This window comes from Planococcus sp. TJ-307, assembly GCF_058268435.1.
On record NZ_JBZDOJ010000005.1, the window covers coordinates 169,004 to 194,239 of the forward strand.

The window sequence follows — 25,236 nt, forward strand, 5'->3', positions numbered from 1 at the left end:
TCAATTAGGCTTCTTTTATTGAAAATAAAAATATATGACAGTTATCATACCGCATTTTAATAAACAAGTGAGAAATCCAGTATTCTGAAATGATTTCCCACAGCTTTGCAGACAGTTTAATGATTTGCCAGTAGGGTGGATATCGGTTAAGATTAGAATGATACTAATTAAGAATGGTTTGCCATTCAACAATTAACTTTATGGAGGTATTTACATGTCAACTTTAGTCATTAAAGATTTACACGTTAAAATCGAAGACAAAGAGATTTTAAAGGGTGTAGACTTAACAATTAATACAGGTGAAATACATGCAATCATGGGGCCTAACGGTACTGGGAAATCTACATTAGCATCAGCTATCATGGGCCATCCTAAATATGAAGTCACTCAAGGTTCTATCACATTGGACGGCGAAGACGTTCTGGAAATGGAAGTTGACGAACGCGCACGCGCTGGCCTTTTCCTTGGCATGCAATACCCAAGCGAAATTTCTGGTGTAACCAATGCTGACTTTATGCGTTCTGCAATGAACGCACGACGTGAAGAAGGCGACGAAATTTCATTGATGAAATTCATCCGCGAATTGGATAAAAAAATGGAAGTTCTGGATATGGAACAAGAAATGGCACAGCGCTATTTGAACGAAGGTTTCTCAGGCGGGGAAAAGAAACGCAATGAAATTCTTCAGTTGATGATGATTCAACCAAAAATCGCCATCTTGGATGAAATTGACTCCGGGTTGGATATTGATGCATTGAAAGTTGTTTCAGAAGGCATCAACCAAATGAGAAGCGAAAACTTTGGCTGCTTGATTATTACTCACTACCAGCGTTTGCTGAACTACATCACACCGGATCATGTACATGTCATGATGCAAGGACGCGTTGTGAAATCAGGCGGGGAAGAACTTTCCCATAAACTTGAATCTGAAGGCTATGACTGGATCAAAGTAGAACTTGGCATTGAAGACGAGACGGTAGGACAAGCATAATTGAAGGGAGAGACTAGCATGACGGTTGAAACAAATTTAAAAATGACCGAGCAGGACGTGCGCTCTTTTTCAGAAATGAATGGTGAACCTTCATGGTTTACTGAGCTTCGTCTTCGTTCGTTTGGTGAAGCGCAAACTTTGCCGCTGCCAAAACCAGACAAAACCAAAATTCTTAGCTGGAACTTCACGGAGTTCCCAGCACATACAGTACAAAGTTCAGTTTTTGATTCTATTGAAGATTTGACGGAAGATGTTAAGTCTATTGTAGATTTAGAACAAAAAAATCTTTATATCCAGCATAATAATACGCCAGCATTTTCACGGATTTCTGATGAACTTGCAGCTCAAGGCGTTATTTTGACAGATATTTTCACAGCGCTTCGTGAACATGGCGATTTGGTCAAAAAATACTTTATGACCAACGGCGTGAAAACAAATGAGCATAAATTGACAGCCTTAAATGCAGCATTGATGAACGGCGGAGCATTCTTATATGTTCCTAAAAATGTTGTCGTGGAAGAACCTGTACAAGTAGTGTTTTATCATGATGATGCCGAAGCTTCTTTGTTCAACCATGTCATCGTGGTTGCAGACACAAGCAGTAAAGTAACGTATGTCGAAAACTACTTCTCAACTGTACCGCATGCAAATGGATTAGCGAATATTGTTTCTGAAGTGTTTGCTGAAGATAATGCACAAATTACGTACGGCGCAGTAGATACATTAGCAGAAGGCTTCATTACGTATGTAAACCGTCGCGGTGTAGCTGCTCGTGATGCACGCATTGAATGGGCCTTAGGTATGATGAACGACAGCGACACGATTTCCGAAAACACCACTAACCTAATCGGCGATAATTCATACGGCGATACGAAGAGTGTAGTAGTTGGACGCGGATCGCAAAAACAAAACTTTACGACTCAAGTTGTTCATTGGGGCAAAGATTCTGAAGGTTTCATTTTGAAGCACGGCGTGATGAAAGATTCAGCCTCAGCTATTTTCAACGGCATCGGCAAAATTGAACACGGTGCTACAAGATCAAATGCTGTACAGGAATCACGTGTCTTAATGTTAAGCGAAAGAGCGCGTGGAGACGCCAACCCGATTCTCCTAATTGACGAAGACGATGTAACAGCAGGACATGCTGCATCAGTCGGACGCGTAGATCCGCTGCAATTGTATTACTTGATGAGCCGCGGCATCACAAAACAGGAAGCTGAACGTCTTGTTATTCACGGTTTCTTGGCACCGGTTGTTCGTGTATTGCCAATCGAAGGCGTTAAAAAGCAATTGACGGAGGTTATCGAAAGGAAAGTCCGCTAATGATCAACCAAGAGATAAAAAGCTATTTTCCGATCCTGGATCAAGAAATAAATGGCCATCCACTTGTTTATCTGGATAGTGCTGCCACTTCACAAAAACCCGTTCAAGTAATTGAAGCGTTATCGAATTATTACAAGCTGGATAATTCCAATGTGCATCGCGGCGTTCATACGCTCGGCAATCGTGCGACTGAAAAATACGAAGGCGCACGTGAAAAAGTCCGTAAATTCATTAATGCCAATTCAACAGAAGAAACCATCTTCCTGCGGGGAACGACAACAGCCATCAACCTGGTTGCGCAAAGCTACGGCAGAGCCAATGTAGATGAAGGCGATGAAATTGTTATTACTTATATGGAACACCATTCCAACATTATTCCATGGCAGCAATTAGCAAAAGAACGCGGTGCCATTTTGAAATATGTCGAGCTGGAAAAAGACGGCACAATTTCTTTGGAGCAGGTTCGCGCAGCCGTAACGGAACGGACAAAAATTGTTTCAATGGTTTATGTCTCGAACGTTCTTGGCACGATGAATCCGGTCAAAGAAGTTGCACAGATCGCCCATGAAAATGGAGCGGTGATGGTGGTGGACGGTGCTCAGGCAGCGCCTCACTTGAAAATAGATGTTCAACAATTGGACTGTGATTTCTTTGCCTTTTCGGGGCATAAAATGTGTGGTCCTACTGGAATTGGCGTGCTTTATGGCAAAAAAGAATTGCTGAATAATATGGAACCGGTGGAGTTTGGCGGAGAAATGATCGACTTTGTCGGATTGTACGATTCGACATGGAAAGAGCTGCCTTGGAAGTTTGAAGGCGGCACACCGATCATTGCAGGCGCTGTCGGGTTAGGCGCAGCAATCGATTTTCTAAACGAAATCGGCTTGAATGAAATCGAAAAGCACGAACATCAAATGGCTGCTTATGCAATGGAAAAAATGAGCAGCATTGAAGGATTGGAAATTTACGGTCCGGCTGATCCGCAGCAGCGGGCTGGGATCGTAACGTTCAACTTGAATGATGTCCACCCTCACGACGTCGCAACGGTCCTCGATATGAGCGGCATTGCGGTTCGTGCAGGTCACCATTGCGCTCAGCCTTTGATGAAATGGCTGGAAGTTTCAGCTACAGCACGCGCAAGCTTCTACTTATACAACAGCGAGTCAGATGTTGACCGCTTAGTGGAAGGATTGCGTTCGGCAAAGGAGTATTTTAACGATGTCTTCTAATAACTTAGACCAACTATACCGACGTGTCATTATGGATCATTATAAAACGCCCCGCAACAAAGGGACGATTGAAGACAATAGCGTCAATATCGAGATGAACAACCCGACCTGTGGAGACCGCATCCACTTGACTTTGCAGGTCGAAGACGGCATTGTCAAAGATGCGAAGTTTGACGGTGAAGGATGTTCGATTTCAATGGCTTCTGCGTCGATGATGACACAGGCCGTCAAGGGTCAGGAAATTGATACGGCATTAAAGCTTTCCGGCATCTTTTCAGATATGATGCTCGGCAAGGATTACGATGATTCGATCGACCTTGGCGATATCGAAGCATTGCAAGGCGTTTCTCAGTTTCCAGCCCGTATCAAATGTGCGACTTTAGCATGGAAAGCCATGGAAAAAGGCGTACAAAACGAAGAAAAATCGTAACAGAGAACGGAGGAACGACAATGGCGAAACAAATGCCAGAAATCGGTGATTATAAATATGGGTTCCACGACAAGGATGTTTCAGTTTTCAGATCGAAGCGTGGCCTGACTGAAGGAATTGTAAGAGAAATTTCGAAAATCAAAGAAGAACCGGAATGGATGTTGAATTCCCGTCTAAAAGCATTGAAGTTGTTTTATTCAATGCCGATGCCACAATGGGGCGGCGATTTAAGTTCGCTAAACTTTGATGAGATTACGTATTACGTAAAACCATCAGAAGCGAGCCAAACTTCATGGGATGAAGTTCCTGAAGAAATCAAACGCACATTCGACAAGTTAGGGATTCCAGAAGCAGAGCAAAAGTATTTGGCTGGTGTATCAGCTCAATACGAATCTGAAGTGGTTTACCACAACATGAAAGTTGAATTGGAAGACATGGGGATCGTTTTTAAAGATACTGGTGCTGCACTTCGTGAAAACGAAGACCTTTTCAAAGAACATTGGCAGTCGGTTATTCCGGCAGCTGACAATAAATTTGCTGCGTTGAACACCGCGGTTTGGTCTGGTGGATCATTCATCTATGTGCCTAAAGGCATTAAAGTAGAATCACCGCTTCAGGCTTACTTCCGCATCAACTCAGAGAACATGGGCCAGTTTGAGCGTACGTTGATCATCGTTGATGAAGGTGCAAGCGTTCACTATGTAGAAGGCTGTACAGCTCCTGTTTACACGACAAATTCACTTCACTCAGCTGTTGTGGAAATTATCGTGAAAAAAGATGCTTATTGCCGTTATACAACGATTCAAAACTGGGCAAACAACGTCTTTAACCTTGTAACGAAGCGTGCATTTGTTGACGCTAACGGCACAATGGAATGGATTGATGGCAATATCGGTTCAAAAGTGACTATGAAATACCCAGCTGTTTACCTAAAAGGCGAAGGCGCACGCGGCATGACCTTGTCAATCGCAATTGCCGGCAAAGGCCAACACCAGGATGCTGGAGCAAAAATGATTCACTTGGCTCCAAACACGTCTTCATCTATTGTTTCAAAATCCATTTCGAAACAAGGCGGTAAAGTTTCATACCGCGGGATGGTTCATTTTGGACGCAAAGCAGACGGCGCACGTTCAAACATTGAATGTGACACGCTGATCATGGACAACCAATCAACTTCGGATACAATTCCATACAACGAGATCTTAAACGATAACGTTTCTTTGGAGCATGAAGCGAAAGTTTCAAAAGTATCGGAAGAGCAATTGTTCTACTTGATGAGCCGTGGCGTTTCAGAACAAGAAGCAACAGAAATGATCGTAATGGGCTTTATTGAGCCGTTCACGAAAGAACTTCCAATGGAATATGCGGTGGAAATGAACCGTTTAATCAAGTTCGAAATGGAAGGCTCTATCGGTTAATAGAATTGTAAATAACCCTTGGCATGGTGTTTCATGCCAAGGGTTATTTGTGTGGATTTTTCTTGCGGCAAACATAATGACACGTACGGTAAGTTATGCTGTTTTACGTCCCAATCAGGGGGTATAGAAGCTTAAAAGAAAAATTTGGGGAGGTATAATTGATATGAGCCAAACATTTGATGCGTTAAAACAAAAGCTCAGCAATGCAGATCTGGGGCAAGCAAAAGAAGTATTTGAGCAAGCCAAACTCGCTTACGAAGATGGAAAAATTGATGAGACTGAAAAGAAAGAATTGATGGAATCGGCCAAATCCATCTTTAGCAGTGGCAAAGGTCTCGGCGGCTTGTTTTATACAATCAAAAAATCAATTGGATAAGTGAAATCCCCTTTAGCCTCGCCAACCGATGCTAGAGGGGATTTTTGATGTGTTTCAGTGCTTCTCGCTTACTAAGCGGCATTAATGCGTGATCTGATACAAAAGATACGACCCACTGGGCATCCGTCTTGGCGTATTCACGCAGTGCCCAACCAATAGACTTTTGGATGAAAAACTCTGGAGAGGCAGCGTGCTGCAAAAGAATGCGGGCCAATGCGTCAGTATCTGTCTGTTGCTTGTATTTTAATTGATGAAGAATAGCTGCGCGGTTCGTCCACATGTTAGGGGCCTCAGACCAGGCAAACATGGCTTCTGTTCCGGCACTCCGCTCTTTTAAAATAACGTGTCCAAGAGTTCGTGGAGCAATGGAATCGACACTGTCCCACCAAGACTTGCTTTCAATGAGTTTACGAAGAAAAGGCAAATCTTCCATGGTTAATTGGTTCTTCATCTTTTCCAATAAAGCAATTGCTGCATACTGGTATTCCCGTTCGGCCAAGTTATACAGTTTCCATACTTCATTTGTTAACTGGTTTGGTTCGGGAAGTTGATACTCCGAAAACTGTTCTTTTAGCAATGCATTCCGCAACGGCGTTTTGATGCCCAGAAAGTCAAACTGGTTCCGCATATAAGCGGACATCGGCCCAGCCAACTCCTCGTTGCGATTTGCTTCGAATTTCTCAACAATCCCTATATGATTCCACGTTTTCTTCATGATTGTCTCATCTCCTTGCCTTATAAAAGTGTAGCATAGTCAAAAGACGCTGGCATGACATCATTGGACTGATGCTCTTTAAAATCTCAATTCCCTTGAAGGATATCTCTTTAAAAAAGACGTTCTATTTTTTCTATGCTATCATAAAATAATAACGATAAATGGAGGCGGGACAATGATTTACGTAGGATTGACGGGTTGGGGAGACCATCCGGATGTCTATAGCCCAGGCTCAAAAAAAACAGAAAAGTTGATTGATTATGGCGCACATTTTCCAATTGTCGAATTGGATTCCTCATTTTATGCAGTCCAGCCTGAACGCAATATCCGCAAGTGGATTTCGGAAACGCCAGGAAACTTTCAGTTTGTGGTAAAAGCTTATCAAGGAATGACGGGGCACCTGCGTGGCGAAAATCCATTTGAGTCGCGCGACGAGATGTTTGATGCGTTCTGTAAATCGGTGCGTCCCTTGAAAGAAGAGGGAAAGCTTGCGATGGTGCTGCTGCAGTTTCCACCATGGTTTGATTGTCAAAAGGACAATGTCGACCAAATTCGGGAAATTACCGGACGACTGACCGAGTTTGACTTGGCAGTAGAGTTTCGCCATCAATCCTGGTACGCCGGCAATATGAGCGACAAAACGGTGGATTTTCTTCGGGACAACAACTTAATCCATTCAGTTTGTGATGAACCGCAGGCGGGGGATGGCTCGATTCCATTGGTTCCCATCTCTTCGAGAAAAGACAAAGTGCTGCTGCGCATTCACGGGCGAAACGTTCATGGCTGGCTGAATCCTGGACACGGACAAAACTGGCGGGAAGTCCGCTATCTTTATGATTACAATAAAGAAGAGCTCGGGGAAATCAGCCGTGCCGTCAAGACGTTGGCTGACACTACTGACAAGGTCTATGTTATCTTTAATAATAATTCAGGTGGCCATGCAGCAGGGGATGCAAAAGAGTTTCAGAAAATGAATGGATTATCATTTGATGGACTTTCACCAAAACAATTGGATTTGTTTGAAGGTGGATTTTAATGGTTTTCTTAGTCATGGCGCTTGTCGGAGTCGTTTCCGGAATCGTTGGCGCTTTGATAGGGCTTGGAGGAGGAGTTATATTGGTGCCGGCCTTGTTGTTTTTGGGCACCAGCTTTGCCTTTTTCCCCGAACTCTCTCCTCAGAAAATAGTTGGCTTGTCCGTCATTATGATGGTTTTTATTGGCCTTTCTTCCACTTTGGCTTATATGAAAGTTCGGACAGTGGATTACAAAAGTGCTCTTATTTTCTTCGCAGGCAGTGCGCCGGGAACCGTGATCGGCGCTTTTGTCAATAAAAATTTAGACTTGCCTTCATTCAACCTGTATTTTGGCATTCTTCTCGTCTTCCTATCCTTGTTGTTAATGACGCGTGATCATTTGAAAGCTGTCCACTGGTTTGTTGACAACGGACGAAAAACGACGTTCACAGACACACAGGATCGACAATACATCTACGGCTACCCCATTTGGTTTGCCTTGCTGCTGACATTTTTTGTAGGCTTTGCGTCGGGACTTTTTGGCATTGGCGGGGGATCAATTATTGTTCCTGCAATGATTCTTTTATTTTTGTTTCCGCCGCATGTGGCCATTGGCACGTCGATGTTTATGGTTTTTTTGTCGGCACTTGTCAACTCAGCAACCCATATTGCTTTAGGGCATGTACCTTGGATTTATACAATCGCGGTTGTGCCAGGTGCATATCTCGGAGCAAAAATTGGAGCCAAATTAAACAAACGCCTCGATTCAGAAATGTTGGTGGTGATTTTGCGCATTGTGCTTCTGGTACTGGGGCTGCGATCAATTTACGAAGGAATATTCAGTTCTTAAAGAGGTGTTTTCATGAATCATACAATCCATATTTATCATACCAACGATTTGCATAGCCATTTTGCGAATTGGCCGCGCATCAAGTCTTTTTTAGCCGAGCGCAAAAGGTGGCACGAAGAAGAAGGGGATGTCTGTCTGATTTTAGATATTGGTGACCATGCTGACCGGTCGCATCCTTATACCGAAGGCACTGCCGGCAAAGGAAACGTACTCCTGTTAAATGAAGCCGAATACGATGCAGTCACCATCGGCAATAATGAAGGCATCACGCTGTCAAAAGAAGAACTGGATGAGTTGTATGTCCAGGCTGACTTTGAAGTGGTGGTGTCAAATTTATTCGATTTGGACGGCAACCGACCGATTTGGGCGAAGCCTTATCATATTATCCAAGCGAAAAATGGAATGCGCATTGGACTGGTAGGAGCAACTGCTGAGTTTACCCCGTTTTATCGGAAGCTTGGGTGGCAAATTACGGATGCTAAACAATCAATCATTCAAGCAGTGGAGGAAATAAAAGATGAGACAGACTTGATCGTCTGCCTATCGCATCTGGGCATCAAGGAAGATGAGCTTTTAGTGGATCTATGTCCGCAAATCAATATTGTTTTGGGCGCGCATACCCATCACACATTCCATGATGGAAAATGGCAAGGGGATACGCTATTGGGAGCTGCCGGGAAATTCGGGTTTTATATTGGCCATATTACAGTGGAGCAAGCCTTTGAAAAATCCTCTGCCCGGTTAATCGAAACTTCCCGCCTGCAGGAAACGGAAGCAGGATTTGATGAGTTTTTGATTGAAGAAGGAAAAAAACAAATGGGTGAGCTGGTGTTCCACAGTCCCCAATTTTTAAAAGCCGAATGGTTTAAGGACTCAGAACTGGGGACACTTTTCGGTCATGCACTGCTGGAATTTGCTGGAGCTGATTGCGCTCTGTTCAATGCCGGAATCTTCATGGAAGACATGCCTGAAGGGGACTTGACGCGCTATGACTTTCACAAAATGCTTCCTCACCCAATCAATCCATGCATGGTCGAACTAAGCGGTGCGGAGTTAAAAGAAATTTACTTGCAGTCCTTAAACTCGGATTGGCCGCAGCTGGAATTGAAAGGCATGGGATTCCGCGGCGTCGTGTTTGGCAAGATGCTGCATTTGAATATGGAGCTCATCGATCACCGGTTTTACGTGAATGGACAATTAGCGGTGCACGACCAAACGTATCGCTTAGTGACACTGGATATGTTGACGTTTGGCTACTTCTTCCCAAGTCTGAAACGAGCTCCTAAAACATACTTTATGCCCGATTTTTTACGGGATGTTTTCAGCCAGTATTTCCACACCAAAGCGTTGAAGTAGAAGGAATGTTCAGAGTTTACGGGCAGTTGATTTTGTAAAGAGTTTGGGCTATGCTATTAAGGAAATAAATAATGGTGGGTAGAGGCTGCAAGACTGATCAGTAGGATGCGCGAGTTTGACTGCGTTGAACGTATCTGAAAGGAAGTTTTGCCGAAATCCATTTCCTGTAGTCACGGGAAATGGATTGGGGTCATTCTGAAAAAGAATGTCACTGTCATTCAAGCGAAAGTTTGAGTGGAGAGCTACAGGGTTGTTTGACGTTTTAACGCACAGACGAATTGTAGAAGGCTGACTTATCCAACTGGAGAGGTCGGCCTTTTTTTTTCTCATTTTCACCCATCAAAAAATAAGGAGGAGTTTTTATGGAGAACACGATTTTCTCGATTTTGCCGCCGATTATCGCAATTGTCATGGTGCTGTTAACGCGCCGTGTGTTGTTGTCATTGGGCACCGGTATTGTCGCAGCAGCTGTTATTCTGACATGGTTCGCACCAATCGAAGCCTTGCAGGAGCTTGTGGCATCATTTACAATTATTTTTTGGGATGGCGGCTTTAATGCCTACAACGTCTTTATCATTCTTTTTCTTTTATTGCTGGGCGTTATTACAGCATTCGTCAGCCTGTCAGGGGGCAGCCATGCTTTCGCTGAATGGGCTTCGACACGCATCAAGTCACGACGGGGTGCTAAAGTTCTGACAGTGGCCCTGGGAATAGTCATCTTCATCGATGATTATTTCAATGCTTTGACAGTTGGGCAAGTAGCACGCCCAATCACTGACCGCTACAAAGTTTCACGTGCTAAACTTGCTTACTTTATTGATTCGACAGCTGCGCCTGTTTGTGTGGTATCGCCTGTATCAAGCTGGGGTGCTGCCATTATCGGGATCATTGCCACGATCCTGGCTGGCCAGACTTTTGTTGAGTATTCTGCATTGGAAGCTTTCTTATGGATGGCGCCAATGAACTTTTATGTGGTTGCTTCACTGGCCATCGTCTTTTTTGTCGCTGTTCGCGACGTCGACTTTGGTGAAATGAAAAAACACGAAGTGTTGGCAATTTCGAAAGGACAGCTTTTCGATCCGGATAAAACAATTCCAGGTGAAATGAAAGAAGAGTTTCCTTCACATTCACATGGACGTGTTCGAGACTTGCTGCTTCCAATCTTGCTGTTGATCGTTGGAACGGTAGGTGCGATGATTTGGACCGGCTTCCAAAATGCCGGACAAATCTTCGATATCTGGTTAATTTTTGAAAACACCGATGTACCGGCTTCACTGCTTGTAGGTGGTGTTTTAGGTGCACTGACCTCCATTGTTCTTTACGCACTTCAAATCAATAAAAACAAAACAGCCAATGCTGGATGGATTGGCAAAGGCATATGGGCAGGCATCAAATCCATGATGGGTGCTGTAATGATTTTGATTTTTGCTTGGTCGCTGACTTCTTTGATCGGATCATTGGAAACAGGAGCTTACTTGGCAAATGTTGTTTCTGAAGGCAATGTACCAACAGCCGTTTTGCCAGTTCTCTTGTTTGTATTAGCGGGCATTATGGCATTTTCTACCGGAACATCGTGGGGGTCGTTTGGTATCCTGTTGCCGATTGCAGGAACCATTATGATCGAAGCGGATCCATCCTTGCTGCTGCCTGCTTTATCAGCTGTATTGGCAGGAGCAGTATTCGGAGATCATTGTTCACCGATTTCCGATACGACGATTTTGTCTTCCACAGGAGCTGGGAGCAACCATATGGATCATGTCTTAACGCAAATTCCATATGCGTTGACAGCAGCCGGAATTGCTGCGATAGGGTATATTGTCATAGGGTTTACCGGTTCATTGTGGATCTCCCTAGGCGTCGTCCTAGCGGTTCTTGCTATACTTTTCATTGTCTGGTCACAACGTACAACTATTATTGAAAAACAACAAAATGCATAATAGAAAGTGGGCAGAGAAGCTAATTCTCTGCCTATTTACTTTTGCGGCAATAGTTTTTTTGAAATATATTGCGATTTCATCTTTACTTTGTGAGACCCTCTCGGTATACTATTTTTAGATTAATTAATAATCTGAAAACAAACAAAATTCCTATTTTTATGTAAATAAAATGGGATACAAAGGGGGAAGAGAAATGGAACGTTCGCAATGGGGTACACGTGCCGGTTTTATTATGGCAGCTGTCGGCTCTGCGGTAGGTTTGGGTAACATTTGGCGTTTTCCATATGTTGCGTATGAAAATGGTGGAGGTGCATTCTTCATACCATACCTGTTCGCATTATTAACTGCAGGAATTCCAATCTTAATACTGGAATTTACGATTGGGCATAAATATCGCGGCTCTGCACCGTTATCGTTCTTTAGAATGGGCGGCAAAAAATTAGAATGGCTTGGATGGTGGGCCGTATTCGTGTCCTTCATCATATCTGTGTACTATGCCGTTATCATCGCCTGGGCAATGCGCTATACTATATTTTCTTTCAACCAGGCATGGGGCACAGATACGCAGGACTTCTTATTCAATGACTTTTTGCAGTTGACAGTTCAACCAGGACAAACTGGTGGAATTGTATGGGGCGTATTTATCCCACTTGCTTTAGTATGGATCATCACGTTAGGGATCTTGCTGGCAGGGGTTAAAAAAGGCATTGAAATGGCCAACCGGATTTTCATTCCGACTTTGGTAATTATTTTCTTCGCAGTCGTTGTTCGCGCAGTAACATTGGACGGAGCATTGGTAGGGTTAGAGGCGTTTTTCCAGCCGGATTTTGATGCCATCCTCGATCCATCGGTATGGGTTGCAGCTTACGGGCATATATTCTTCAGTTTGTCTGTAGCATTCGCAATCATGATCACGTACTCGAGTTACTTGCCGAAAAAATCGGATATTACCAATAACGCATTTATTACTGGGTTTGCCAACTCGAGTTTCGAGTTGCTGGCTGGTATTGGTATTTTCGCCGCACTTGGATTCATGGCATCCCAGCAGGGAGTAGCCGTAAGTGAAGTAGCAACAGCAGGCGTTGGGTTGGCATTTGTGGTATTCCCGCAAATCATCAATGAATTCCCCGGCTTTAATGGGTTATTCGGGTTCATGTTCTTCCTGTCCTTAACACTGGCTGGATTAACATCGTTGATTTCCATCACTGAAACGTATGTTGCTGGATTCTCAGAGAAGTTTGGGATTTCACGCGTAAAATCGGTTCTTTTCGGCGGTGGTCTTGCTGCATTGATTTCAATTTTATTCGCGACCCAGGGCGGTTTGTACTTCCTGGATTTGGCAGATTACTTTATCAACCAATTCGGTGTTGCAGCAGTCGGTTTAGTGGAAGTTGTCTTGGTAGTTTGGGTATTCCGCAAAGCGGATCTGCTCAAAGGCCATGCCAACGAAATCTCGGATATTCATTTGGGTGCATGGTGGAAATTCAGTTTAGGCATCATCACACCAATCGTTTTGGGTTACATGATGTTTGGACTGTTGAAACTGAACATCCTGCAAGAGTTTGACACTGAAACTGGAAACTACGAAGGGTATTCCAACATGTTTACCTTGTCAGGTGGTGTAGCAGTCGCAGCTGCTGCAATTATTTTCGGAATTCTATTCTCTATCGGAAAATGGCATAAAGATCAGGGAGAATATGACGAGCGCAATTAAAAGGGGGAGCTTCATATGACAGTAAGTTCTATTGTCGTGATGATTATCGGCGTGGTAATTATCTGGGGCGGCTTGGCTGCCAGCATCATTCACGCGGTCACTAGCAGCAAAAAGAACAAAGCAAGAGACGCTGCAAACAACGTATAATTGACAGGCCCGGAAACGATAAGTTTCCGGGCCTTTCCATGTAGATGAGCCAGTATGTGAGCTTGTGAGGAACAGGCCTTTATGATACATTTGGAATAGAATTGTATTCCATTCATAAACCAGATAGATAGGGGACGATGTGCGTGTCAACAAAGCAGGAACATCTCAGAAAGCCCGATTGGTTAAAGATCAAACTGAACACCAATGAAAACTATACGGATTTAAAGAAAATGATGCGGGAAAACAATCTGAATACCGTCTGCGAAGAAGCGAGATGCCCGAACATCCATGAGTGCTGGGGTACTCGGAGAACCGCTACTTTTATGATTCTTGGCGCTGTTTGCACGAGAGCTTGCCGCTTCTGTGCGGTGAAAACCGGCTTGCCGAATGAACTTGATTTGCAAGAGCCTGAACGTGTTGCGGCTTCGGTGAAGATGATGAACTTGAAGCACGCTGTTATCACTGCAGTTGCGCGCGATGATTTGAAAGACGGGGGTTCGGCTGTATTTGCTGAAACCATCCGAGCGATCAAGCGTGCCAATCCCTATACAACAATTGAAGTCCTGCCGTCTGACATGGGTGGAGTCTATGAAAATCTGGAACGGCTAATGGATGCAAAACCGGATATTTTAAATCACAATATAGAGACTGTACGTCGTCTGACGCCAAGAGTGAGAGCACGCGCCAAGTATGACCGTTCACTGGAGTTATTGAAGCGCTCAAAAGAACTGCATCCAGAGATTCCGACTAAATCTTCATTGATGATTGGCCTCGGTGAAACAAAAGAGGAAATCATCGAAGTTATGGATGATCTGCGTGCAAATGATGTCGATATTATGACAATTGGCCAGTATCTTCAGCCTACAAAAAAACATTTAAGTGTACAAAAATATTATTCGCCAAAAGAATTCAAGGAATTCTGGGAGATTGCGATGACAAAAGGGTTCTCGCATTGCCAGGCAGGCCCTTTGGTTCGAAGCAGCTACCATGCGGATGAGCAAGTCAATGCAGCTGCAAAAGAGCGTCAGCGCCTCGGAGAAGTGCAAGCAGCTGCTATTAACAGCTAATGGATGGTGAGAAAATTGATCACATTGGATCAGTGGGATTATGACATATTAATTGATTATCGTGAAGGGTTTAAAGAAGAGGCAATCACTGCCCGCTTTAGCGAGATTTTATCAAAATACGATTATATTTTAGGTGACTGGGGATACGGTCAGTTGCGTTTAAAAGGATTTTTTGAAGATACCAACCACAAGGCGACTTACGATACGAAAATCAGCACTTTGCAGGACTATTTATATGAGTATTGCAATTTTGGTTGCGCCTATTTTGTCATAAAGAAAGTTGGAAAAGCTGCTCCACCGATTGAAGAACCTGAACAGCAAACTCCCGAAGCGGACATTTGATCCGCCGGGGGTTTTTTCATGCATTATGATATGATAAAGAAAGAAATGCAAGATTTTTTAACGCCTATTGGAGGGTATTTTTATGTATTTTATTGACCGCAGCAACATCACAGAAACGATTGGGCATATGAACTCTTTATTGGAATATTATGAAGACCAACAGCAGTGGACCCTATTCGGCGAGAAGCTGGCATTGGAACGTATAGGGGCAAATATTATCGAGTCGATTGTGGATGTTGGAAACTCGATGATTGATGGATTCATTATGCGCGATCCCGGCAGCTACGATGACATTATTGATATTTTGGTGGACGAGAAAGTGATCACGAAAGAAATGGATCAGCCGTTGAAGCAGGTGATTGCATTGCGGAAAATGTTGGTTCGTGAGTTTATGAAAGTGGATCATCAAGCTATCATAGCTGTTATTGACAGCAATCTTGAGTCGCTAAAAGCATTTGGACCAAAAGTTGAACATTATCTTGTTCACGAACTAGGGCCGGTTTCGGCATTTATCCCGGAGGCGAAAGATGACAATTAAGAAAGCTTATAGAGCCTACTGCCTGGATTTGGATGGAACAATTTACCGCGGAACAGAGCCGGTTGAAGAAGCAGCCGGTTTTGTCGAGCGTCTCCAGCTCAAAGGAATCGAGCCTTATTTTGTCACCAACAATGCCTCCATGACGCAGCAGCAGCTAAAAGATAAAATGGCAAGTTTCGGCATTGATGCCAAAAAAGAGCGCATCGTGTCTTCGGCTATTGCAGCGGCCAAGTACATTAAACGCTGGTACCCGGGACAAACCGTTTATCTGATTGGATCAACTGGTTTGGATGAGGCGCTGCGACAAGAAGGGATTGAACAGGTCGACAGAGATGCAGAAATTGTGCTGATGGGAATCGACCGCAATATTACTTATGACAAACTGGCAACGGCTTGTCTGGAAGTTCGAAAAGGGGCAGTCTTTCTCTCAACCAATCAAGATATGGCCTTTCCTTCAGAAAAGGGCTTTATGCCGGGGAATGGTGCTTTTACGGCGTTGGTATCGGCTTCGACTGATGTAGATCCTGTTTATATTGGCAAGCCGGAAATTCATATGCTGGAAGCTATTCATCATGAATCAGGCATTGGAAAAAGTGACATGGTGATGGTCGGGGATAATTATGATACCGATATTCAGGCCGGAATCCGCTTTGGAATCGACACTGTTCACGTCAATACGGGTGTCACTCGAATGGAGACAGTATTAAAAAAAGAGCAGCCACCAAGCTTTTCAATTGAAAATCTTGGATTTTGGGATGTCTGAGCGCAGCTTAACAGAAAACCTTCAGTTTTTTGGACAAGAAAAAAAGCCGCTTTTCAACGGCTTAAAATAACGGGTTTTCTTCTATGAACTCATAAACTTTTTTCGTCAGCTCATCCGTAGATTCTGCTTCGACGATTTCCCCATTGACCAGGGCATATAAAGACTCGGAACATTTTGTGCAATAGCTTAAACAGCCGTATTCCAAAACATCGAGATTGGGATCCCGTTCGAGTTTTTCAAAAGAATCTTGTGCACCGTTGGCAATATTGCTAATACAAAATTCAACAATTGGTTTCATTCTAAGTCACCTCACTACAACGAAATCCTACCTTTTTTCGCGTGCAGAGTCAATTAATTGATTTCTGGATAAATCATTGTGAAAGTTATCACAATCAGCTATACTCATATGTGAGAAATTGATGAGACAGACGAAATTTAAAGGAGATTTTTATGCGAAAATTAGTTTTACTTGGAGGCGGCTACGGCAACATGCGAATTTTGCTTCGTTTATTGCCAGCTAACCTTCCACAGGATACCGAAATAATTTTGATTGATCGGACCCCTTTCCACAGCATGAAGACAGAATTCTATGCGTTAGCTGCGGGTACAGAGTCTGATCATGACGTCCGCGTTCCTTTTCCGGAACATGAGCGCTTAAAGCTTGTGAATGGTGAAATACTCGAAATTGGCCTTCAGGAAAAATGCATCTTTATGGAAAATGGAGAACGCATTGCCTACGACGACCTGGTTATTGGCTTAGGCTGCGAAGACAAATACCACAATGTGCCCGGAGCTGAGGAGTTTACTTACAGCATCCAAACCATCGGCAAATCCCGTGCAACTTATCAGGCGTTGCTTGGTTTGCCTTCAGGGGCAGTAGTAGGAGTAGTTGGCGCAGGACTCAGCGGAATTGAATTGGCCAGTGAATTGCGGGAAAGCCGAAAAGACTTGAAAATCAAACTGTTTGACCGCAGCCCCCGAATTCTGCGTGACTTTCCAGAGCGCTTAAGCAATTTCGTCAGAAAATGGTTTGAAAACAACAATGTTGACGTGGTATCCAACTCAAATATCACCCAAGTGGCACCTCATATGCTTTACAACCATGAAGAAACGATTCCGGTAGATGCGGTTGTTTGGACAGCGGGCATCCAACCGGTTAAGCCGGTGCGCGATCTCGGCCTTGAAAGCGATCTGAGTGGACGGGTTGTCATCAACCAATACCACCAGCTGCCGCATGATGAGCATGTCTACGTGGTAGGAGATTGTGCGGCATTGCCGATGGCGCCTTCTGCACAATTAGCGGAAGAGCAGGCAGAACAGATTGTTAAAGTATTAAAAGCCACATGGAAAGGCGAGGCATTGCCTGAAACCATGCCTGAAATTAAGTTAAAAGGCTTCCTGGGTTCTCTTGGCAAAAAACAAGGGTTTGCTTATTTAGCAGACCGTACAGTAACCGGGCGCATCGCTCGTTTGATGAAGTCGGGCGTACTTTGGATGTACAAATTTCATAATGGCTAATGAAAAAAGCGCTCATAAATTGAGCGCTTTTTCTATTTCACCTCAGAAAATCCATGCTTTTCAAGTTCACGGTACACTGGCTTTAATTGAACATAGCCTTCCCCGACCACTTCTCCTTCGATCAAAACAAGCGGATAAAAAAATTCATCGTCCAATATGCGCTGTGCATAATCTTTTTGGTGCTCAAGTGCCAGAGGTTTCTCAATGTCAATATAGGTAATTGAAAATGGCTGGTCTTTGTATTTCCTTGAGATGGCGGCTTCCAGCCACTCGTAAGTATCAATGGAAGATGGCGCGTTGACACAGCTTGCGCAGATCACATCGGTTCCGTAGACTTCAATGGACAATTCTTTCTGCATAATTTTAGTCCTCCTCTAAATTCATTAGTGGCTTTTTCTCTCTAATCACATTATAATGATTATAATGAAAGGAGTCGATATAAATGACTGAAGCTTTGATTGAAGATCAAGTAATGGAAGTCTTAGATAAATTGCGTCCATTCCTTTTGCGTGACGGAGGGGACTGCGAACTTGTCGATGTAGAAGACGGGATCGTAAAACTTCGTCTGCTCGGTGCATGCGGAAGCTGCCCAAGTTCGACCATTACATTAAAAGCAGGGATTGAACGTGCGTTAGTAGAAGAAGTTCCTGGCATCGTAGAAGTAGAACAAGTATTTTAATGCCAAGGGACCTTTTCTAGGTCCCTTTTTCTGTACAAAATATACATAGCTGCGCAACCACTTTGCAGCTAGACAAAGTTGTCAAGAGTTCCAAGGTGGACGGCTTGAACAACAGTAGAAACAATTGCTATGATACTCTTTATAGGAAGGTGATTTAATTGACAGAAGTAGTTGAAATTACAGAAGCCGCATCTTTTCAAGTAAAAGAAATGATGCGCCATAATGAAGAAGAAGGATCCTTTTTGCGCGTAGCTGTTAAAGGCGGCGGTTGCAGCGGATTGACATACGGCATGGGATTTGAAAAAGCCAAAAGTGAAGCAGACGATCTTTATGAACAGTTTGGAATCCCGCTTTTGATTGCTAAAGAAGATGCCCCGATTTTGAAAGGCACAGTTGTTGATTATAAACAGTCGCTCATGGGCGGCGGCTTTACTATTGAAAATCCAAATGCCATTGCATCGTGCGGCTGCGGAACCTCTTTCCGTACAGCTAAAAAAGCAGGCACTCCAGAAAATTGTTAACAGTCGGTCACAAACCGGCTTTTTTTGTTGTGGATAAGTGCCACTAAGCGCATTACCTGGTTGAAATCATATGATATTAAGGCTAATATAGAGGATAGATGTTTATCGGTGCGCCAAGGTTTGACTGCCTTGCCGACATTCGGTTAAAAAATGACTTGAAGGTGGTTGCGATTGTGTTGAAAAGACCGTCAATATTAGTATTAGGAGCAGGTTACGGTGGTTTGACTACTGTAGTAAACTTGCAAAAAGTTCTTGGCACAGATGCTGCGGACATTACATTGATCAATAAGAATGAATACCATTACGAAAGCACATGGCTTCATGAAGCAGCTGCAGGTACGTTGCTTCCAGACCAAGTGCGTTATGATATCACAGATGTGATTGACAGCATTAAAGTTAAGTTTGTACAGGCGACTGTAGAAGCTATTGATGTGGATGCTAAAAAAGTTTCGACCGACAATGGCGAGTTCACATATGATTACATTGTCATTGCGCTTGGTTTCGAAGGTGAAACGTTCGGAATTGAAGGCCTTGATAAATACGCTTTATCCATCGCCAATGTTAAAGCTGCACGCTATATTCGTGAGCATATTGAGTTCCAGTTTGCGACATGGTCTGCTGAACCAGTAAAAGACGATAGCCGTTTAACAATTATTGTTGGCGGAGCTGGATTTACGGGCATCGAATTCCTTGGGGAATTGGCTAACCGTGTTCCTGAGCTATGCAAAGAGTTTGATGTTCCGCGTGAAAAAGTACGCGTTGTTTGTGTAGAGGCTGCCCCAATGGTATTGCCTGGCTTTGATCCAGAACTTGTCAACTACGCAGTAGGCCATTTAGAGTCTAAAGGAATCGAATTCTCAATCGGCACGCCTGTTGTAGAAGCGACTCCTGAAGGCGTAAAAATCAAAAAAGGCGATGATGAGTTTGACTTTATCAAAGCTGGTACAGTTGTTTGGGCTGCAGGCGTTCGCGGCAACCGATTGATTGAAGCTACTTCAATCGAAAACATGCGCGCACGCGTGAAAGTCGACAAAGATTTGCGTGCACCAGGTTATGACGATGTCTTCATTATCGGTGACTGCGCATTGATGATCAACGAGGAAACGAATCGCCCGTATCCGCCAACTGCACAGATTGCTATGCAGCAAGGTGAAAACGTAGCGAAAAATCTAAAATCGTTGATGGGCGGAGAAACGACTGTCGAATTCATTCCAGATCTTAAAGGAACTGTTTGTTCACTTGGAGATGACGACGCGATTGGTGTCGTATTCGGCAAAAAAGTAACAGGCAAACGTGCATCATTCATGAAGAAAATGATTGATAACCGCGCGTTGTTTATGATTGGTGGACCAATGCTGGTTCTGAAAAAAGGTAAATTCAACGTTCTGTAAAATGGACGATCCAAAGCTCCCTTAGCGGGGAGCTTTTTTTATTGTATGGAACCTGTCAGCTGAGCAAACGAAAGCTGTTAGTGATTATTGGAGGGAGACCGAATCTATGGCAACATCAAAACGTGGAAATGTATGGCTCGGAGCAGCGGGACTTGTCATAAACTCTAAAGGCCAATGGCTGGTAGTGAAAAAGAGATACGGGGGACTGCACGGGAAATGGTCACTTCCGGCCGGATTTGTGCAAGGAAACGAAACTGTCGACCAAGCAGCTTTGCGGGAGGTAGAAGAAGAAACGGGGATAGCTTGCGAGTTAATAGAAATGATTGGCTTTCGTTCCGGCGTTATTCGAGAACAAATCAGCGACAATATGGCCATCTTTTTATTAAAAGCAAAAAACGAAGAACAACCCATCAGTGCGCAACTTTCTGAGCTGTACGAGGCGGGATGGCTATTTCCGTCAGAGTTGTCCAACGATGCAGAAGCTTCCATCATGCTGCGTGAAATGGCTACTTATGTGCTGGAGGAAGGGCTGGAGCCCATAGAAGATGTGGATCCAGGAAAGGTTTTTGGCTATTCGGACTATAAGTTGTTCTTCAAAAAATAGGTCTTAAGTTTTAGTTGCGAAGAAAGAAAGCTATTGCTACCAGTGTTTTCACTTTTTAGTTGCGCTTTAAAACATTCCATGTTATATTATCAGAATATTACAAACAAGAACAAAAGGAGGTGTTTCGGATGACGATCTTCAAAAAAGCTAAAAGCGTCAATAAATGCCCTTATTGCTCAGGACAAGGCTACTTCCAATTGCGACTGGGCGGTTCAGAAACTTGCTCCTGCTGTTCGGGTACAGGCAAAAAATAAGTAGTTTTATAGTTTTGATCCTCTCATGCAGTGAATGGTGGATACGATACACGGGGCAACAACAATCTGCCTCACCACATTGTTCATGTCCTCTAGTTTAGTAGTTCAAGGAATTCAGGAAGAATGAATGGAAATGGCTCAAGCCGTCCCCAGGCTGGATCTCTTCAGACTTGTACCTCATAAACGGATTTTGAAAGCTTTCTACTTTTTTTATTAAGAAGCAAACGGATTGTGCAACACCGTTTGCTTCTTTTTATTTGAAAAAATGCAGTGTGGAGCCATTTTTGTCTTGCCCAGTTCCTCTATAAGTGACAAAGCAATGAACTCTGTCCTGCTGGATTGAAAGCCTTTGTTTTTTCGGGTAAACTGATGAAAGGAATAACGGAGGTTAGAGTTTATGAACAGTTCATTTACTATTGTGCAATTGATTATTTCCATGTTGCTTTTTTACGTTATGTTTTTCGGAATCGGTTTCTTATTGAATATGCTGCTTCGTATGACATGGCTGATGGCTATTGTTTACCCAATTGTCATCTTATTGGTTGTAGATGATGTGGGCGTTTTCGATTACTTTACAAATCCGGGTGAATCCTTCGCGATGCTCGGAGATACCATCACTTCCATGACGAGCAGTGATATCGCCGTCCTGCTTGCTGGCTGGGCGGGTGCCATCACTTCGGGCTTTGTCATGAAAGTTCTTCGCAAAATGGGTTATCAAATGTTTTAATAAAAAATCGCCGAATCCGGTTTTCCGGATTCGGCGATTTTTTATTGTTAACTTAGCATTCCGTAAAAAATGAAGGAAATTGCGATGCCTGTTAATGCGCCCATAAACACTTCACTCGGTTTATGTCCAAGCAGGGTTTTAAGTTCTTGGATCTTTTCCTCTTCTTTTTTCTGAGGCCATTTTCTGGTTTCATCCATGAAGAGGTAGATGTCCTGCCGCATTTTGTTGATGGTCAAGGCTTGTTGCCCAGCTTGAAAACGAACGCCTGTGGCATCGTACATGGTAATAACGGCAAACATAGTTGACACTGCAAATATCGTGGAAGAAACGCCATGTTCGAACGCTACAGCCGTAGTTAATGAGGTTACAGCGGCTGAGTGGGAGCTGGGCATACCGCCTGTTGACGAGAAAAGCTTCCAGTCGAGTTCACGCGTTACAGCATATTGGATGGGGATTTTAACAAATTGAGCAAATACGATGGCAAACAAAGCGATCATAAGGGGATGATTAGAGAAAATTTCCATGCGGAACCACAGCCTTTCTATGCCAATAGGTTCTCATAGTATATCATAGACACGAAAAATACAATGGATGTTAATTCCTTCGTTACCCGAACTACTCGGAACTCGGATTACATGCTACACTTGAAGAGAACGTAAAAAGGAGGAATTTTATGCAAATCAACTTACAGCAGCATTCACAAGACAGCGGAGCCGAAATCCTCATTGTCGGCCTGAGCCGGCATCCGGAAAACAGCAAGGGATGGAGCGAATTCGCAGAGCGCTTTGATGGCAAATTAGAAGGATGGATCAAGCAGGACTTGTCTTTCGATTTAAAGTCTTTGATTACTTATCCGACGCTGTCAGGGGATATTCCGCGCGTATTATTTGTAGGTTTAAATGACCGCAAAAAATTGACAGAAGAAGATCTTCGTTCTTGCTTCGGGCTGGCTGGCAAGGAATTGGCGAAGAAAAAAATAAAACATGCCGCAATTTATTTAGAGTCGTTTGAAAACGATCGAATGACACCAGAAGACGTCGCGTTTTTGGCTGCTGAAGGCATTACCATGGGCGGTTACAGTTTTGATGATTACAAGACCACGTCCAATGAAACGCAGGTGGAACTGGAGTCCGTGACCTTATTGGCAGAAGAGTCAACGGAAGATGTAGAGTCTGCTGCAATCGTAGGTTCTGTTTTTGGCCAGTCGGTCAACGAAGCGAGAACTCTTGTCAACATGCCTGCGAACATTTTGACTGCTACAGCAATGGGCGAGTATGCACGAGAACTTGGAGAAACGTATGGCTTTGAAACAGATATTTTAGGCAAGGCTGAAATTGAAGAGCTTGGAATGGGCGCAATTCTGGCGGTCAACCAGGGCTCTATCGAAGAGCCGCGTGTAATTGTCTTAAAATACAAAGCGACACAAGGCTTTGAAGACCCCTTAGCGCTTGTTGGCAAAGGAGTAACCTTCGACACAGGCGGCTACTCAATCAAGCCAAAAGACGGCATTGTGGGAATGAAAGGCGATATGGGTGGTGCTGCTGCGGTGCTAGGTGCGATGAAAATCATTGGCGAACTGCAGCCGGAGAAAAATGTGCTGGCAGTAATTGCAGCAACCGATAATATGATTTCGGGCCATGCTTTTAAACCGGATGACGTCATTACATCCATGAGTGGAAAAACCATTGAGATCCTCAACACGGATGCTGAAGGCCGGCTCGTACTGGCTGATTCCGTCAGCTATGCGAAGCAAATGGGCGCAACGCGCATTGTCGATGTGGCGACACTGACCGGCGGCGTTATTGTCGCATTAGGAAAAGACAAAACCGGTGCGTTGACAAACGATGAAGCATTTTTTGAAACCTTCCTGGAGGCATCTGTGGAAAGCGGCGAATTTGTTTGGCGCTTGCCATTGACAGAGAGCGATAAAAAACGGATTCGGAAAAGCAATGTTGCAGACTTGAACAACTCACCGGGACGGGATGGCCACATGATTTTTGGCGGCGGCTTTGTTGGGGAATTTGCAGGGGACACACCTTGGATTCACTTGGACATTGCCGGTACTTCCGACGCAGAGGGTCCTCATGATCTCGGACCCAAAGGCGGAACGGGCGCCATGGTCAGAACATTAGCGATGCTGGTTGAAAAAATGGCAGACGAGCAATAAAAAAATAGCCTGCAGGCAACATGCCTGCAGGCTATTTTTATTGTTCTGTTGGTTTGTTGTCCATCAGTCTTTTCTTTCGTTCTTCTAAGGCATCTTCCATATCATCACGCACTGTTTCGTCGGCCACTTTGATGCCGGACATGTATGCAGCTCGTCCAATCATATGCCCTCCGACAGGCGCTGTGATAAACAAGAAGACAATCGCGATGACCATCTGTGTGTTGAAAATGCCTTCAATTAACCAGAAATGAATGAACGTCGCAGTCAACACACAGAGAACACCGAGTGTTGAGCTCTTAGAGGCTGCGTGCGTTCGTGTATAGACATCTGGCAGCCTGATAAGTCCCAGTGCAGTTACAAGGCTGAAAATGACTCCTGTGCTCATTAATAGGATGATGAGGATGTTAACGATTGTTGTTTCGATCGAAAATCTCTCCTCTCTCAAGGAATTTCGCAAAAGCAATAGTTCCGATAAACGATAAGATACTTAGCAGCAAGATGACTTCCAGAAAAAACTCTGTTTCGATAATCAATGACAGCAAGGCAACAATAGAAACAAGGGATATTCCGATGGCATCCAGTGCCACTACCCGGTCGGCGATAGTCGGGCCTTTAACGAGCCGAAATAGCAGGCCGGTAAAAGCTAGACTGACAATGATTAGAGAAATCCAATAAAACATCATCATGGGCGGCTCACCTCCAAAATGGCTCGTTCAAATGTTTCCTTGATTGAACTGACCGCATCATCAATGTCTTCAAAATCGAGCGCATGGATGTAAAGCCTTTTCTGATCGTCTGAAATGCCGACAACCAGTGTTCCAGGTGTCAGCGTGATTAAAGCGGACAGCAAAGTAATTTCCCAATCTTCTTTCAGTTCAGTTTCCAACTCGAAGATTGCTGGTTTTAAGTTCATATTTGGTTTGATGACAATCCGTAAAACCTGGATGCTCGACATCGCAAGCTCTTTAAGAAACAACAAGAACAATCTGGCGATGGCCCATACACGTAAAATGTAGAGCCGATATGAAAAGAACCGACGCATCAGTATGATGACTCCCAGACCGATCAGAAAGCCAATTGCAAATCCAGCGGGACTAAAGGAAACAGTCATGAACATCCAGACAACAGCCAGAAAGAAATTCAATAAGATTTGTAACGCCATGTGT

General features: G+C 43.9%; 31 protein-coding genes and 1 riboswitch. Of the genes, 24 read left to right on the forward strand and 7 right to left on the reverse strand.

The window, feature by feature from the left end; all coding sequences use genetic code 11:
- Positions 1 to 208: 208 nt before the first annotated feature.
- The 6 genes from sufC to AC4EHK_RS16895 all read left to right on the forward strand — a co-directional run bounded on the left by sufC (position 209) and on the right by AC4EHK_RS16895 (position 5,767).
- A complete protein-coding gene (gene sufC, locus AC4EHK_RS16870) occupies positions 209 to 991 on the forward strand; it encodes a Fe-S cluster assembly ATPase SufC (protein ID WP_185960089.1) in 783 nt (260 codons plus the stop codon).
- 18 nt (positions 992 to 1,009) lie between these two features.
- Positions 1,010 to 2,314, forward strand: coding sequence for a Fe-S cluster assembly protein SufD (sufD, locus tag AC4EHK_RS16875; RefSeq protein ID WP_490979928.1), 1,305 nt, complete (start codon positions 1,010 to 1,012; stop codon positions 2,312 to 2,314).
- On the forward strand, positions 2,314 to 3,543 hold the full coding sequence (locus tag AC4EHK_RS16880; protein WP_490979929.1) for a cysteine desulfurase: 1,230 nt from the start codon (positions 2,314 to 2,316) through the stop codon (positions 3,541 to 3,543). Before sufD ends, AC4EHK_RS16880 begins: the two co-directional genes overlap by 1 nt.
- Positions 3,533 to 3,973, forward strand: coding sequence for a Fe-S cluster assembly sulfur transfer protein SufU (sufU, locus tag AC4EHK_RS16885; protein ID WP_308788304.1), 441 nt, complete (start codon positions 3,533 to 3,535; stop codon positions 3,971 to 3,973). Before AC4EHK_RS16880 ends, sufU begins: the two co-directional genes overlap by 11 nt.
- Positions 3,974 to 3,993: 20 nt before the next feature.
- A complete protein-coding gene (gene sufB / locus AC4EHK_RS16890) occupies positions 3,994 to 5,391 on the forward strand; it encodes a Fe-S cluster assembly protein SufB (protein ID WP_490979930.1) in 1,398 nt (465 codons plus the stop codon).
- 163 nt (positions 5,392 to 5,554) lie between these two features.
- A complete protein-coding gene (locus tag AC4EHK_RS16895; protein WP_490979931.1) occupies positions 5,555 to 5,767 on the forward strand; it encodes a hypothetical protein in 213 nt (70 codons plus the stop codon).
- A gap of 31 nt (positions 5,768 to 5,798) precedes the next feature.
- Here the strand turns inward: AC4EHK_RS16895 and AC4EHK_RS16900 are convergent, their stop codons facing one another.
- On the reverse strand, positions 5,799 to 6,482 hold the full coding sequence (locus AC4EHK_RS16900) for a DNA alkylation repair protein (protein WP_490979932.1): 684 nt from the start codon (positions 6,480 to 6,482) through the stop codon (positions 5,799 to 5,801).
- Positions 6,483 to 6,657: 175 nt separating this feature from the next.
- Here AC4EHK_RS16900 and AC4EHK_RS16905 point away from each other — a divergent pair, with 175 nt between their 5' ends.
- The 10 genes from AC4EHK_RS16905 to AC4EHK_RS16950 all read left to right on the forward strand — a co-directional run bounded on the left by AC4EHK_RS16905 (position 6,658) and on the right by AC4EHK_RS16950 (position 16,209).
- Entirely contained in the window at positions 6,658 to 7,518 is an 861-nt protein-coding gene (locus AC4EHK_RS16905) for a DUF72 domain-containing protein (protein ID WP_490979933.1), read from the forward strand.
- Entirely contained in the window at positions 7,518 to 8,345 is an 828-nt protein-coding gene (locus AC4EHK_RS16910) for a sulfite exporter TauE/SafE family protein (RefSeq protein WP_490979934.1), read from the forward strand. The genes AC4EHK_RS16905 and AC4EHK_RS16910 overlap by 1 nt, the downstream gene beginning before the upstream one ends.
- Before the next feature lie 12 nt (positions 8,346 to 8,357).
- Positions 8,358 to 9,701: a bifunctional metallophosphatase/5'-nucleotidase gene (locus AC4EHK_RS16915; protein WP_490979935.1), complete on the forward strand. Its 1,344-nt coding sequence runs from the start codon at positions 8,358 to 8,360 to the stop codon at positions 9,699 to 9,701.
- A gap of 71 nt (positions 9,702 to 9,772) precedes the next feature.
- A riboswitch (Lysine riboswitch) is annotated at positions 9,773 to 9,954 on the forward strand.
- 109 nt (positions 9,955 to 10,063) lie between these two features.
- Complete coding sequence (locus AC4EHK_RS16920; protein ID WP_490979936.1) at positions 10,064 to 11,638, forward strand: Na+/H+ antiporter NhaC family protein; 1,575 nt, start codon at positions 10,064 to 10,066, stop codon at positions 11,636 to 11,638.
- 193 nt (positions 11,639 to 11,831) lie between these two features.
- On the forward strand, positions 11,832 to 13,352 hold the full coding sequence (locus AC4EHK_RS16925; RefSeq protein ID WP_490979937.1) for a sodium-dependent transporter: 1,521 nt from the start codon (positions 11,832 to 11,834) through the stop codon (positions 13,350 to 13,352).
- A 15-nt stretch (positions 13,353 to 13,367) separates the two neighbouring features.
- A complete protein-coding gene (locus tag AC4EHK_RS16930) occupies positions 13,368 to 13,499 on the forward strand; it encodes a MetS family NSS transporter small subunit (protein WP_490979938.1) in 132 nt (43 codons plus the stop codon).
- A gap of 143 nt (positions 13,500 to 13,642) precedes the next feature.
- Complete coding sequence (gene lipA, locus AC4EHK_RS16935; protein WP_490979939.1) at positions 13,643 to 14,566, forward strand: lipoyl synthase; 924 nt, start codon at positions 13,643 to 13,645, stop codon at positions 14,564 to 14,566.
- Positions 14,567 to 14,581: 15 nt separating this feature from the next.
- Complete coding sequence (locus AC4EHK_RS16940; RefSeq protein ID WP_490979971.1) at positions 14,582 to 14,908, forward strand: YutD family protein; 327 nt, start codon at positions 14,582 to 14,584, stop codon at positions 14,906 to 14,908.
- 82 nt (positions 14,909 to 14,990) lie between these two features.
- The gene (locus AC4EHK_RS16945; RefSeq protein ID WP_490979940.1) at positions 14,991 to 15,446 is read left to right on the forward strand and encodes a DUF86 domain-containing protein; all 456 of its coding nucleotides are present in this window, start codon (positions 14,991 to 14,993) and stop codon (positions 15,444 to 15,446) included.
- Positions 15,436 to 16,209, forward strand: coding sequence for a TIGR01457 family HAD-type hydrolase (locus tag AC4EHK_RS16950; RefSeq protein ID WP_490979941.1), 774 nt, complete (start codon positions 15,436 to 15,438; stop codon positions 16,207 to 16,209). The genes AC4EHK_RS16945 and AC4EHK_RS16950 overlap by 11 nt, the downstream gene beginning before the upstream one ends.
- Positions 16,210 to 16,270: 61 nt before the next feature.
- Here the strand turns inward: AC4EHK_RS16950 and AC4EHK_RS16955 are convergent, their stop codons facing one another.
- Positions 16,271 to 16,507, reverse strand: coding sequence for a YuzB family protein (locus tag AC4EHK_RS16955; RefSeq protein ID WP_006828519.1), 237 nt, complete (start codon positions 16,505 to 16,507; stop codon positions 16,271 to 16,273).
- A gap of 152 nt (positions 16,508 to 16,659) precedes the next feature.
- On the opposite strand from AC4EHK_RS16955, the gene AC4EHK_RS16960 reads away from it, so the two are divergent.
- Entirely contained in the window at positions 16,660 to 17,727 is a 1,068-nt protein-coding gene (locus tag AC4EHK_RS16960) for an NAD(P)/FAD-dependent oxidoreductase (RefSeq protein WP_490979942.1), read from the forward strand.
- A gap of 32 nt (positions 17,728 to 17,759) precedes the next feature.
- Here the strand turns inward: AC4EHK_RS16960 and AC4EHK_RS16965 are convergent, their stop codons facing one another.
- Positions 17,760 to 18,086, reverse strand: coding sequence for a YuzD family protein (locus tag AC4EHK_RS16965; protein ID WP_490979943.1), 327 nt, complete (start codon positions 18,084 to 18,086; stop codon positions 17,760 to 17,762).
- Between the two features lie 83 nt (positions 18,087 to 18,169).
- On the opposite strand from AC4EHK_RS16965, the gene AC4EHK_RS16970 reads away from it, so the two are divergent.
- The 6 genes from AC4EHK_RS16970 (at position 18,170) to AC4EHK_RS16995 (ending at position 21,903) form a co-directional block, all read left to right on the forward strand.
- Positions 18,170 to 18,406 (forward strand): NifU family protein, encoded by a 237-nt coding sequence (locus AC4EHK_RS16970; RefSeq protein ID WP_142828952.1) that lies wholly within the window; start codon positions 18,170 to 18,172, stop codon positions 18,404 to 18,406.
- A 158-nt stretch (positions 18,407 to 18,564) separates the two neighbouring features.
- Complete coding sequence (locus AC4EHK_RS16975; protein WP_490979944.1) at positions 18,565 to 18,927, forward strand: HesB/IscA family protein; 363 nt, start codon at positions 18,565 to 18,567, stop codon at positions 18,925 to 18,927.
- A gap of 176 nt (positions 18,928 to 19,103) precedes the next feature.
- The gene (locus AC4EHK_RS16980) at positions 19,104 to 20,318 is read left to right on the forward strand and encodes an NAD(P)/FAD-dependent oxidoreductase (protein ID WP_490979972.1); all 1,215 of its coding nucleotides are present in this window, start codon (positions 19,104 to 19,106) and stop codon (positions 20,316 to 20,318) included.
- Between the two features lie 106 nt (positions 20,319 to 20,424).
- Positions 20,425 to 20,922: an NUDIX domain-containing protein gene (locus AC4EHK_RS16985; RefSeq protein ID WP_490979945.1), complete on the forward strand. Its 498-nt coding sequence runs from the start codon at positions 20,425 to 20,427 to the stop codon at positions 20,920 to 20,922.
- Between the two features lie 128 nt (positions 20,923 to 21,050).
- The gene (locus AC4EHK_RS16990) at positions 21,051 to 21,176 is read left to right on the forward strand and encodes a YuiA family protein (protein WP_490979946.1); all 126 of its coding nucleotides are present in this window, start codon (positions 21,051 to 21,053) and stop codon (positions 21,174 to 21,176) included.
- A 397-nt stretch (positions 21,177 to 21,573) separates the two neighbouring features.
- The gene (locus tag AC4EHK_RS16995; RefSeq protein ID WP_490979947.1) at positions 21,574 to 21,903 is read left to right on the forward strand and encodes a YuiB family protein; all 330 of its coding nucleotides are present in this window, start codon (positions 21,574 to 21,576) and stop codon (positions 21,901 to 21,903) included.
- 47 nt (positions 21,904 to 21,950) lie between these two features.
- Here the strand turns inward: AC4EHK_RS16995 and AC4EHK_RS17000 are convergent, their stop codons facing one another.
- The gene (locus AC4EHK_RS17000) at positions 21,951 to 22,427 is read right to left on the reverse strand and encodes a divergent PAP2 family protein (protein WP_490979948.1); all 477 of its coding nucleotides are present in this window, start codon (positions 22,425 to 22,427) and stop codon (positions 21,951 to 21,953) included.
- Positions 22,428 to 22,576: 149 nt separating this feature from the next.
- On the opposite strand from AC4EHK_RS17000, the gene AC4EHK_RS17005 reads away from it, so the two are divergent.
- Entirely contained in the window at positions 22,577 to 24,070 is a 1,494-nt protein-coding gene (locus AC4EHK_RS17005) for a leucyl aminopeptidase (RefSeq protein ID WP_490979949.1), read from the forward strand.
- 37 nt (positions 24,071 to 24,107) lie between these two features.
- Here the strand turns inward: AC4EHK_RS17005 and mnhG are convergent, their stop codons facing one another.
- From mnhG to AC4EHK_RS17020, 3 genes are read right to left on the reverse strand one after another with little or no spacing between them, the layout of a single operon-like run.
- Positions 24,108 to 24,515 carry a monovalent cation/H(+) antiporter subunit G gene (mnhG, locus tag AC4EHK_RS17010; RefSeq protein ID WP_490979950.1) on the reverse strand — a complete coding sequence of 136 codons (408 nt, stop codon included), beginning with the start codon at positions 24,513 to 24,515 and terminating at the stop codon, positions 24,108 to 24,110.
- Positions 24,475 to 24,756, reverse strand: coding sequence for a Na(+)/H(+) antiporter subunit F1 (locus AC4EHK_RS17015; RefSeq protein WP_490979951.1), 282 nt, complete (start codon positions 24,754 to 24,756; stop codon positions 24,475 to 24,477). Before AC4EHK_RS17015 ends, mnhG begins: the two co-directional genes overlap by 41 nt.
- Complete coding sequence (locus AC4EHK_RS17020) at positions 24,753 to 25,232, reverse strand: Na+/H+ antiporter subunit E (protein ID WP_490979952.1); 480 nt, start codon at positions 25,230 to 25,232, stop codon at positions 24,753 to 24,755. The genes AC4EHK_RS17015 and AC4EHK_RS17020 overlap by 4 nt, the downstream gene beginning before the upstream one ends.
- Between the last annotated feature and the right edge of the window lie 4 nt (positions 25,233 to 25,236).